This window comes from Zavarzinia aquatilis, assembly GCF_003173035.1.
GTDB classification, from domain to species: Bacteria; Pseudomonadota; Alphaproteobacteria; order Zavarziniales; family Zavarziniaceae; genus Zavarzinia; species Zavarzinia aquatilis.
This window is the reverse complement of sequence record NZ_QGLE01000019.1, coordinates 24,113-34,883: the sequence shown is the minus strand read 5'-3', so window position 1 is coordinate 34,883 and position 10,771 is coordinate 24,113. Positions and strand designations below refer to the sequence as shown.

3 protein-coding genes and 1 pseudogene are annotated in these 10,771 nt (G+C 62.2%); 3 read left to right on the top strand and 1 reads right to left on the bottom strand.

What is annotated here, in order from left to right:
* Positions 1 to 300: pseudogene (locus DKG74_RS20335) on the bottom strand (transposase); the annotation flags it as partial.
* Between the two features lie 161 nt (positions 301 to 461).
* Between DKG74_RS20335 and DKG74_RS20330 the strand changes: the two are divergent.
* The 3 genes from DKG74_RS20330 (at position 462) to DKG74_RS20320 (ending at position 10,757) form a co-directional block, all read left to right on the top strand.
* On the top strand, positions 462 to 872 hold the full coding sequence (locus tag DKG74_RS20330) for a hypothetical protein (RefSeq protein WP_133251658.1): 411 nt from the start codon (positions 462 to 464) through the stop codon (positions 870 to 872).
* Positions 873 to 1,212: 340 nt separating this feature from the next.
* Positions 1,213 to 4,686, top strand: coding sequence for an STY4851/ECs_5259 family protein (locus tag DKG74_RS20325; protein WP_133251657.1), 3,474 nt, complete (start codon positions 1,213 to 1,215; stop codon positions 4,684 to 4,686).
* A gap of 14 nt (positions 4,687 to 4,700) precedes the next feature.
* Positions 4,701 to 10,757 (top strand): DEAD/DEAH box helicase, encoded by a 6,057-nt coding sequence (locus tag DKG74_RS20320; RefSeq protein WP_109908013.1) that lies wholly within the window; start codon positions 4,701 to 4,703, stop codon positions 10,755 to 10,757.
* The last annotated feature ends 14 nt before the right edge of the window (positions 10,758 to 10,771 follow it).

The window sequence follows — 10,771 nt, the reverse complement described above, 5'->3', positions numbered from 1 at the left end:
GATGCGCGACCGCTTCTCGCCTGCCGGCGGGCGTCACCATTTTTTTGACAGAAGTTCCTTCAGCCCGGCGTTGTCCAGCATGGCATCCGCCAGCAACCGCTTCAGCTTCGCGTTCTCGTCCTCGAGCGCCCGCAGACGCTTCGCCTCCGAGACCTCCAGCCCGCCGTACTTCGCCTTCCAGGCATAGAAGGTCGCACTCGACAGCCCGTGGCGACGGCAAAGCTCCGTCACCACCGCACCCGCCTCCGCCTCCTTCAGGATCCCGATAATCTGCTCTTCGCTGAACGGCTTCCGCTTCATCTCAAAGCCCTTCCTTCTCGGTCGGACTCTACTCCACAGCGGATGAACTCGCGGGGGTCAGGTCAGCTCAGGTAGCAGCAGTGGCATCGCGAGCGGGATGCGGCGGTGCAGGAATTGTTGGACCACTGGCGTAATGACGAGAAACCCCGATGAAGGACACCATGACCAAGACCATCGAAGACAAGATCGCTCGAGCTCCCTGGATGACGGAGCGCGAGGTGAGGGCAGAGCTGGCGAATATTCCTTGGCTTCTGGAGCGTAACCCTCAGGACATTGCAACCCTCCGCTATCGCGAAGCTCTCGAGGAGCGGAAGGCGCATGGCCGGCGGCGCGAAGCGACTATTCGTGTCGGCAGCTTGATGTGGGAAACATGCGACAGTTACAGTTATGGGTGTGGCGGCTATTTCGAGGGCGCCCTGGTTGCACGTGTCCATAAGCACGCAAACCATGGCAATGTCCTCAAGGACGTCTATACGGTCGAGGTTCTCGGCATCCGGTATAATGAACGGTTCAGTGCCGTCGAGGATGCCCGCAAGGCCGCGACAGACCTTTTCTCCTGCCCGGGCAACTGAATCGACGCCACGCCGGTGCCATACCGGGAGGAACACCACCAGCGAGAAATTCGTATTCATAAGTTGTCTATGGTCATGGATGTGTTGAAACATCCATAATACCTCTATGGGTGCGCTCTTTTGCGTGCCACAATCAAAGGCCATCTGGGTCAATGGCTATCTAGCGGCCACCGCTGCGGCAACTGAGCCCTCAATAAATGGTTGTTCGAGTTAAGTTCTGGTCAATTTTATGAGATTGATGCGCTGCTGTCGGAAAGAAGAAAATAAATAATAAGAAAATATTTTTCATGAAAAAATGGAATTCATATAATAAAATCGTAGAGCGGAGGCAGTATTGGAAATGAATCAACGTCCTCTATGCTCCGAAACGTTACAGAAACTCGAAAAAATATTTCAGTCAGCGAGAGGGAATTATGAGCGGCTGAAGGAGGTCGCTGATGAGCTTCAGCATCACAAATCGACCGATGCCGGGCGTCTGCGCCTCAAAGTGGTATGCGAAATGGTTCGGGCGAAGTCGCAGTCCGGGCGCACGTCGCCTGTGCCGCCATCGGTTCCGGGCCCGCCAAAACCGATGCCGGTCGTCCGGCTGTTCGATCGTTGCGGGCTGACTGCACCTGACGGGCGCCCATTGCATCGCTATCGTTTAGGCGCTGACGATTATGAAGAATTGGAAACGCTGCTGCGGCAGCGTGCGAGCCGGTTGACGGACGGCAAGGGGAACGATGCGGCGTTGCTTGCGCTTTGGGCATCGGCTTGGTTCCGCCTCCATTATGAGGGCGGACAACGCAAATATGACGATCTGAGCAGGGCAATCGGGGCAAGTCTGTCCGACGCGCAATGGCGCGAGTTGTTGGAACAGGGGCTGAAATGGTGGCGACGCCCGCTCGTCGAGCGTATGGGGCAGCGCCACCGATTGCTGACGGTCGCATTGGAAGGCGGCTTTCCGGTGCGTGTCTTGGCGGCCGGTGAAGGTTGGCTGCCGCGGTATCTCCGAGGGGTCGTCGGGCGGCTGCTCGGCCTCGCGGCCATGCCCTCGCCTGAGGACGCCTTCGCAGTGGCCGACGCCGCAAGGGATGAATTGCGTGACACTTATCGTCAGCCGGCGTTCATCGCGCTGGCGGCCGATCTCGCATTTGTGATTGTCGAACTGCGGCGCCAAGCAGAAGCCGTTGCTCCCGGCCTGACGCCGTCGACGGTGCTCGATCAGATTCGGCCGGGGTGGCGCGACGAACTGCCGATTTGGGCCGATACGGATGCCGCGCGCAGACTGGTCGATGGGATCCTTGCCGCAGAAAAAATTGGGCGCGGCCTGAGTGGCGGTGCCGGATGCGTGCGGGTGTTGCGACGAACGCCCGAAGGGTGGAGCAGCGGCTTGAGGCTGTCGCTCGGCGGCGAGATCAAGGCCGGCGCGCTCAGCGGTTTGGCCAGGCCGGGCGCCAGGCTGGGGGTTCATCCCCATGGAGTGCTGGCGCGCATATTGGGCGAGGAATTGGCCTTTCTGGATCCACCGGGCGAAGACGAGGATGGTTGGCGGCTGCGCCCGCTGACGCGGCGCACCGAACTCGACAACGTGCCGCTTGATGTGCCGATCGACGTGCTCATCCAGTCGCCCGATGGGGCCGCGCGCGTGATGCCATGGCCCGGTGGTGAACCGGAGCGTAGCGACGTCATCACCTTCAATATCGACAAGGAAGACGCGACGGGGCCGACCGTCTTGATCCTCGCCGCACATGGATCGGCCAGCCTGCGGGCCGAGCGCGTTGTCGTGACAGCGCCCGAAGACTGGACTTTGAGCTGGGAACAGACTCCGTGTGATGGTGGCCCCCTGCCAATTGGCCGGACAGCGGATGGCCGTGGCTTATGGCTTGTCGATCAATCCGTTCTGGTGAAGAGCGCTGAAGGCGGCTTGCTCTATTGCATCAAGACAAACGCCACCGAAGAGTTTCGCGACCGGATCGAACTCCGTGGGTTCCTGGTGCAGGACTTTGACGGGGCGGATGGTCTGTCGGTATTTGCCGGGGCGCCGACGGTGAGCTGCTTTAAGGGACGGACGCTGGTCAAGCCACTCGACAAAGAACTGTTGTGGCGGCGCGGCGGCGGTGATCCATGGGAAGAGTGGGCACGGCGTCGGCCCTTGGCCGGTGTGATCGACGTAATGTGGCGCGATGCGCAGACTGGATTCGTGCGGGATCGCGTCCGAGCCGCGATCGTTCCTCGATCCGCAAGAGTACGCCGTGAGCGCGAAGCCGGGGGTTGGCGCTACGAATTCGAGGGGTTCGGTGAGCTTGAGATAGCGCCGGAGCCTGCTGAAGGGCTTCGTATAGAGCGGCATTCGGGTAACAGCTTTGCGTTCACGTTCTTCAGCCATCCCAGCCGGCAGGTAATATTCGCGCTGCGAATGCCGAATGCCGGCCGGTCGATCAGGATTGCGCTGCCGTTTCCTTTGCCTGACGGAATCGCGGGCTGGGACGGCCGTATCGTCCCGCCAGGGTCGGAGATAACGCCGGCGGATCTGGGCGACCTCGTCGCCTTCGGTGGGGGAAAACTGACCCTCTGCTGCGAACTCAAGCATGCGGAGATCGGCGTGCCGGCGCGTTATGTCTCCGGCGACCAAGAGGTTGGTTTACGCCCTCTATCGGAGAGGATTCGGAGCGATCTCGCCTCGGCCGGGATAGACGCTTGGTGTTCACTGAGCATCATCGGCAATAGTTCTCCGCCGTGGCGGGTCCGGCTCTTTGACAGCGAGGTCCGTTGCGCCGACGGTGTTGTCTCGATCGCTGGGATCCATGACACGGGCGGCGGGATGCTTGTTCTGGCCGGCAGGCCAGTCATCGCGCCTGCCGAGGAACATCAACTGGCCTCGCTCGATTTCGCCGATTTCGTGAACCGGCCTTCGGTCGACCTGCCCGCCGACATGGACGGAACGTGGTGGATCTATTTGCGCAGCGGCCCCGTCGTTCGATCCCGACCGTCCATCGTTTCCCGTCCCGGTCCGCCGCCCCCTGTAAGCGGTGGTTTGGCTGCGACGGCACTCATCATTTCTGCGTCGGATCGCCACGCGGCTATCGTCGATCGGATGCGGGCCATTTCGGCGGACCTCGACAGTGCCGGTGAAGACATTCGTTGGCTCCGCGATCTGATCAGTTCGCTGAATGGGCTGCCGGCATCGACATTCGATGCCTTGGTGGCTCTTGCATATGCCCCGATTGTTCTTGCGCATTTGCTTTTGTCGGCGGACGAGGCCGCCCAGGCCACCATCTGGCGTCTCGAGTCCGAGTTGCCCTTTCTTTGGGCCGCGTTGCCACTGAACGCATGGCGGGCGGCGGCGAATGCGCTCGGAAGAAGTATTGCCGAACCACTCATCAAGGCGGGGTGGGAGTTTGCGGCGACGGCGGCCCTGGGAAAACAGACGGTCGATGCTGCCGCGAGCCGTACAGGCCATCTCGATCCGGTCGTGGCGGCCGCCCTGGCTGCGGCCAACCTGATCCCAAGGCCGCGTTCGATCCCTTCCATTCTCGATGCCGCCCAAGATTTTGTACGGCGTACCTATGATCGTGGCGACTTGGGTGTGTCCAAGCAAACGAGTTTGTTTCGCACTTCGGAACTCGCCGCATTTCTTCCGGAGTCGTTCGCAACAAAATTCGATCCGATGCATCTCGAATCGCTGGATGCTCCGGTTGCCGCGGCGTCGGCCGCGAAGTCCGGCATTACACTGACGCCCACCCAGATAAGGCGCTGCAAGGAAGCTGCCGCCGTGGATCCTACCTATTACGTCTCGGCCTATGCCGCGGCCCTGCTGAATACCGAACGATAATCGGGGAAGAATGAATGCGCAGGTTGACGCCCTTTCAAGTGGTAGAGGAAATCCGCCAGCGGTCGGTCGAGGCCATTCTCGGCCTGAGCGGGCTCAATCACCCGGCACTGGCCAAGGAAATCCGGCGCAAGTTTGGTGGGCGGGATATCGGTGCTGGGGCCTTGTTGCAGGAACCGATCGTCGAGGCCGCGTTTCCCTTCATTGAAGCCGAAGAGACATTGGCATCACTCGCCGGCACGACAATTCATTCGAAAGTCGTCGATGCGCTCGATCAACCTGGCGATCCCCGAATCGGGAGGGACTGGCACCCATACAAGCATCAGCTCGAGGCCTGGCGTTACCTCACGGATCCCAAGCCGCAGTCGATCCTGGTAACCAGCGGCACCGGGTCCGGCAAGACCGAATGCTTCATGGTGCCGCTGCTCGACGATCTGGCGCGGGAAGCGGAAGGCCAATCCGGTCCCTTGAGCGGCGTCCGTGCGATCGCGCTCTACCCGCTCAACGCATTGATCGCCAATCAGCAAGATCGATTGGGCAAATGGACAAGGCCGTTCAAGGGCAAGATTCGTTATGCCCTCTATAACGGCGAAATGCCGGATGACGACAAGGCCGGCCGGGAGCGGCAGGTGCCCGAGCAGATTTTGTGTCGGCGCACACTAAGAGCGGACCCGCCGCCAATTCTCGTGACCAATGTGACGATGCTGGAATATCTGACGGTACGTCGCAAGGACCGACCAATCCTCGATGCGTCGCAGGGGCGGTTGCGTTGGATCATCCTCGACGAGGCCCACAGTTACACAGGCTCGAACGCCGCCGAAATCGCGTTGCTTCTTCGCCGGGTCCTATTGTCTTTCGGGGTTACACCCGCGCAGGTCCGCTTTGTTGCGACGTCGGCGACGATCGGGGAAGGGGCGGACGTCACCGAGGAACTGCGCCGCTTTTTGCGTGATGTTTCTGGCGCGCCGGCAGAACATGTGCATGTCGTCGTCGGCCATCGCCATATGCCGGATCTGCCGCCTGTCGATCGAGAGAAAAGCCTTGCCGATATTTCCTGGTCAGGGCGCGATGCCCGTTCGACGGATGACCGGCTGGCGCGTAATCCGCTGGTACAGAAACAAATCGCCGAACTGACAAAGGGCGCGCGGGACTGGCCGTCGGTGGCCAGGGATCTAGCGGAGACAGAGTTGGAGCCGGAAGCGCTCGCACTCGCGCTCGCCCGCACCGAAATAGCCGGCCATCGCCTGCTGCCTTTGCGTTTCCATGTATTCCACCGCGCGATACCGGGACTTTGGACCTGCCTCGACCCCAGTTGCGCAGGGCGAGCTGACGGATGGCCTTTCGGCGCCTTACTGCCCGAAGCCGTCGACCAGTGCCCGGAGTGCGGCGGCAGGGTGCTGCCGGTAGTGTCGTGCCGGAACTGCGGCGAGCCCTTCCTCGATGCCGTCGAGGACAACCGCATTCTGCGTTCGCGCGACGACGGGGAGCGCGAAGACGAATATGCACGGGATTCCGAGGAAGAAGGTGCTGCCTCGTCCGATGACGACGGCACGGGGCCGAGCGCACCGGGAATCGATCGGCTTATTGCGGTTCGTCGGCTGCGTCATGGGCGACCAATGAATGTCGACCCGCGAAGTGGGGCGGTGGCTGATCAGCCAGGGGAGGGCCTTGTCGCTTTGTCGGCTCACGACCGAGAGGATCCCGAATATTGTCCGGCCTGTGCCGGCGCAGGCACGCGAAGGCGGCCGCAAATTCTAAGGCCGTTCCGTTTTGGCGCGCCGACGATCTTGACGAACGCGAGTCCCCTGCTGCTGGAAGGCGCCGATATCTCGGTTTCCGGCCCGCCGTCGGGGTATGGGAGTCCTGCCGAGGGGCGGCAGTTACTGTCGTTCACCGACAGCCGCCAGGGTACGGCGAGACTATCCGCCAAATTGCAGAATGCGGCCGAGCGAAACCGTATCCGTGCCTTGATCTATTTCGCTGTTCAAGACTCCCTGCGCGTCGATCCAGCAGTTGCCGATGATCTGGCTAGAGTGAATGCAGCCATCACGGAGTTGCGCCGCTTGGGCGGCGCCGCGGCCGAGGCGGCCGTGCCATTCCTCGAGCAGCAGCAACGAGCATTGACCAAGTCAAATGCCGGCCTGCCGTGGGAAGTGGTGCGAAGCCGCTTGAGCGAGCAGCACGACGTCAGCCACTGGATGTTACAGGTCTGGGCGAAGCGTGATCCAGACCGTTTCGGGGATCCGGTGAAGGGGCGGGAGCGTTTTGCCGAACTCTTGCTGCTTCGGGAACTCGCGCGCCGCACGAAGCAGGCGAACTCGGTCGAAACCATGGGGCTGGCGAAGCTGAGATTTGCCGCAATCGAGAACCTGCCCGAAGGTAGAACGCCGAACGCGTTGCGAACACGCGGGAAGGCAATCCAAGACTGGCGCGATTTCCTTTACCTCTGCCTGACGATCGCCGCGCGCGACTATTTCGCCATCAGAATCGGGGGCAATGATGCCCATTGGCTGCAACCCGGCATCCCACCGAAACGACTGATCGGTCCCAAGAGCGCGATTACCGCGAAGACGGAAATTCGTTGGCCGCAAATTCGTCCAGACCACATCGGCAATCGCGGTTCACTACCCCGTTTGTTGGAGGTTGGCCTCGGGTTGGATGCCGAGGAACGCGGGGACCGCGAAACTATCAACGAGCTCCTTGAAAAAGCGTGGTTCGATCTAGGGCCTTTGTTCACAGCCGTCGGTAGTGGTGCAGATATGCGCCTGGAGCTCGGCGATGCCGTGATCGCGCCGGTGGAAGATGCATGGCGGTGTCCGGTCACGCGGCGCGTGCTCGATACCACCTTCTGCGGATATTCCCCTTACGGCCTCACCACGGGTCTGACACGTGGCTCGGGTGCGCTGGCGGAACCGATCAAGATGCCACGCCATCCGGCCCCGTTCATGACCAGCCCCGGCGACGAGGAACTGGTTCGCCGCTGGCTGGCGGACGACGAAGGCGTGCGCAAATTGCGCGTCACAGGCCTATGGGGAAATCTCCACGATCGGATCGCCCTCGGATCCCCCTATGCGCGTGCGGCCGAACATTCGGCACAACAGCCGTCACAGCGGTTGCGCAATTACGAGGCCGAATTCCGGTGCGGCGAAATCAACATTCTCAACTGCTCGACCACGATGGAAATGGGTGTCGACATCGGCAGCGTTTCCACGGTGATGATGACGAATGTGCCGCCGTCGATCGCCAATTATCGACAGCGCGTCGGGCGCGCCGGTCGGCGGCGGCAAGCGACGGCGATGGCTTTTACCTATTGCAGGGATAACCCGATCGAATGGGAAGCCTTCCGCGAGCCGCTGCGTTTTCTAGGTCGGGCCGTCGCCGCGCCGCGGGTCTCTCTCGACTCTGCGCCGCTCGTTCAGCGGCACGCTAACGCCTTGCTGCTCGCCGCCTTTGTCCGCGGACAGAACGGTGATGCGACGACGACCAAGGCGGGGGCCTTCTATGGTTTCCCCGCCGACTTGCGGAAGGAGCGATTGCCTGATCCGCCGTCCGTTGCCTTCCGTGCCTGGCTTGCCAAGCCCAGCGTCAGGGAGGCCATGGCCGGCGCTATGGGTGAATTGCTCCGCGGCTCGGTACTGGAAAACGACAAGGGCATATTCGAGAGCGCGAAATCGGCGGTGGAAACGGCCGAGGGTGAATTCCGAGCTGAATGGGACGGCTTGCAGTCGCAGGCGGTCGGGCTGGATCGCGAAATTGCCAGGAAGGCGATCGGTTTCCAGCTTCAGCGCTTGTGCGGTGAATTCCTGCTGTCCGATCTTTCCGATCGCGGAGTGCTCCCGGGACATGGCTTCCCGACAGCGGTGGTTCAGTTCATCCACAAGGACGAGCCGGATCGGGACGAGGGCGCGGCCGAAGAAGGGAGCCCATTTCGGCGGCGTTTTTTCGCCAGCCGAAATCTGGACCAGGCGATGCGGGACTATGCACCCGGTGCCGACGTCGTCATCGACGGTCTCGTATACCGATCGGCCGGGGTTACACTCAATTGGAAGCGACCCGCCGGCGATAAGGATGCCCGCGATATCCAGAGCCTGGGGTTCGTCTGGCACTGCAAGCAATGCGGTGCCGCTGGAACGCATCGGGTCCGTGTCAGCGAATGTTCCGAATGCGGTGCGGCTGGGGATCCGCTGTGGCAGGCGGAATACCTGCGACCGGCGGGGTTCGCCGCGGAACCTAGACCAGCCCATTCCGATGCCGACATTGTTGCCTATGTGCCGCCCGAGGCGCCAATTGTCGCTGCCCGTGGGAGTGCCTGGCATCCGCTGCGGGTGCCGGAGCTCGGGCGATCTCGCAGCAGCGCGAATGGACTGGTCTTTTACTCGAGCGCCGGGGGCGGGCTGGGCGACGGCTATACGGTATGTCTGCATTGCGGACGGGCACAGGCGATGGACGCGCCAGAGAATTTGCCTTTCGCGTCGCACCGGCCGCTCCGCTACACCAAAGCCGACGACGATGGAAAATGTCCTGGCGCGTCGCGGCCATTTGCAGTCAAGCAGAACATCCTGTTCGGTCACGAGATTCGCACCGACGTTTTCGAGTTGCAGCTCGACGGGCTGGACCAGCCTGGTGCCGCCTGGGCGTTCGGTTCCGCGTTGCGTACGGTGCTCACGCGCGAGCTTGGCGTCGAATTGAACGAGGTGGGCTTGTGGATCGAGCGCCGGTCGACGGCGATCGGCGGTTGGGTCCACAGCATATTCCTGTTCGATCACGCATCGGGCGGCGCCGGCTTTTCGCCACGGGCGCAGGACCTGTTTGCTAAGTTGCTCGGGCCGATCCGCGGCCTTCTCGACTGTGGTGTCGAGGGCTGCATCAACGGCTGTTCGGCCTGCGTCCTGACGCCCGATCTGCACGAGCAGCAGAAGATCATCGACCGCCAGTCGGCACTGGCCTTTGTCGAGACGCGCATGGGCGCCCTGGCCACGCCTGCTCCAGTCGATCACTTCGTGTCCGGCGCAAGTTTCAGCGACAATCTGGTCGACGAACTGGCGGCAGGTGCCGGAAGTGTCACCATCTGGGGCGAACATCCGAACGTCGCAGCATTGCGAAGCGGCCCGTTCTCCCGTCTGGCGGCCTCTCTCCAGCACGCGGGGCGCCCACTGGTCCTGGTTCTGACGCGGGAGATATTGGCCGGCATGGACGATGCCATGCGGCTGGCGTTGCGGGACTTGGCGGCCCGCTTCGACATCGTGTTGCGCTCAGGCTCAGCACCACGCTTTCCGAACGGCGCTGTTGCGCTGGCGGCTCTCGGAGCCTCGGGTAGCAGGGAGATCTGGGCTACCCGTGACAGCGGGGCCGGTATTCTGGGAGATGCCTGGGGTGTCGCCGCCGAGGCGCCGATCTTGCGCGCGACCTGGCACCTCGAGGATAACGTCGAGGCGGTCCCCGCGGACCTGATGGAGCCGCGCGCCGATGCCGCATTCATCAGCTTCACGACGGAATGCAATGGTCCGCTTTCGGGCTTCGGTGCTCGTCTGCTCGAATGCGCGAAACCCTTGCTGCAGCGTGTCGGCGGATGGCGGGCGGGCCATCTCGTCGGCGTCGAATATTTCGATCGCTATCTCAAGAATCCGCTGACCGTGCGCCTTGCCTGCGAATTTATCGGGGCACTTTCGAAATCCGTCGGGAAGGCGGGGCAGGTGCAGGTATCGCTGGTCAGCGAGCCTTGGCGACCGGACCCGCGATATGACGACCGAAGACCGTGGCAGGCCGTCCATGATTGGCGTTCCGACGACGACCGCGTGAAAACGACGGAAGCCGTCCTCGGCAGGTTCGGCATGAACGGGTCGATGGTCTTGAGAAGGGATCGGCACGCCCGCGAGATGGTCTTGTCATTCGACGATTCGACCGCGGTCACCATCGTTTTCGACCAGGGGTTCGGCTGTTGGGCTGGCCCGAGGGGCATTCCGCTTCGTTTCGACTTCGGGGCCAGTGCGCAGGACCAGGCCCAGAAACTCGCGGCGCTCAATGCGATGATCGAAGGGCCGGACAGCCCCTCCTATATCGTCGTGCATCGATGATCGCCCGCAAGGGC

Bases quoted from the DNA above. Each gene is read 5' to 3' on its own strand.
- DKG74_RS20330 (WP_133251658.1), top strand. From the start codon at position 462: ATGACCAAGACCATCGAAGACAAGATCGCTCGAGCTCCCTGGATGACG.
- DKG74_RS20325 (WP_133251657.1), top strand. From the start codon at position 1,213: ATGAATCAACGTCCTCTATGCTCCGAAACGTTACAGAAACTCGAAAAA.
- DKG74_RS20320 (WP_109908013.1), top strand. From the start codon at position 4,701: ATGCGCAGGTTGACGCCCTTTCAAGTGGTAGAGGAAATCCGCCAGCGG.